Annotated in this window: 1 protein-coding gene; it reads right to left on the bottom strand. The window is 44.5% G+C overall.

Annotated features, from left to right (window positions below; genetic code table 11):
• Positions 1 to 80 precede the first annotated feature (80 nt).
• Positions 81 to 968 (bottom strand): LysR family transcriptional regulator, encoded by an 888-nt coding sequence (locus tag R7O12_RS26490; protein WP_005486496.1) that lies wholly within the window; start codon positions 966 to 968, stop codon positions 81 to 83.
• Positions 969 to 1,092 lie beyond the last annotated feature (124 nt).

Raw genomic sequence — 1,092 nt, forward strand, 5'->3', positions numbered from 1 at the left:
CCACGCAGACTCATTGATTGAGCTGCTGCATACTATCCCTCAGTCAGAAAACATTCAGTTTTGCCGCTAAGCACTGAGAATTAAGCACTCATGTATTTTGCAATGGCGCCAGTTAACAGTTGGTGCATTGCATCATGCCGGTGACTTTGCTTCATTTGCACCACAATCTTGGGCCAACCATTCGGGTAGTAAGATTCCGGTACTCGTATAAAGTTGTACCCTTCTATTGGCGCTTGATACTCAAGTAACACCGTTGCCGCACTCTTTTGCTTAATTAGCTTCAACACGCTGCTGACATTATCTAACGCTGCAATTCGGTTGATCACCATACCGTGACTCTCCATTGCGCGCTTGGCAAGCTGCTCTTTCTCTTTCCAGCCGATGATTTCTAACATGATGAATGGTAATTGTGCAGCTTCTTCAAGAGTTGTAATCCCCAACTCTTCCGGAACCACAACCACTGCGGGTGCATAACCAATGAATTTCTGATGGACAGATTTCGGTAAGTCATCGTTAAAGTAATGAAGCTGCGCATCCACCTTGCCTAGGATGATCTCTTCAACCGTGTACTCAGTAATGGTGGCCACTGAAATGTGTGCTTTAGGGAACAGCTCCATCAAATCCATTGCGAGCAAGTGACCAAATGAGTATTGAGCGGTTTGCGGTAAACAGACTGTGATGTCTTTTTCGTAGTTTTCTGGCTCAAACTCGCCACTAATTAAGCAGGTTTCAAGCTTTTCCAACGCGTCGGCAATTTTGGGCAGTTGACGCTTTAAATAGTCCGTCGGCTCCATGTGGTGAGGATGTCGGATAAACAGCTCATCGTTAAGCTGAAGTCGTAATCGGGCAAGGTATTTACTGATGGACGCTTCACTTTTCCCCATCGCTTTTGCAACGGGCTTGAGTTGGCGGTGCTTATCCAATAAAACAAGAATTTTGAGTAGGTTTAAGTCGAGATCTTTGTTCACACGCGACACCAGATGTAAGGTCAGAAAATAATTAGAGCAGCCATTGTTTGCTGGCTGCTCTAATATAAAAGACCACTCATTCTGTTTGGTCAAATTAATCAAACAGTTATGTCATGGTTATGTC

It is taken from the genome of Vibrio sp. Vb1574, from assembly GCF_033338675.1.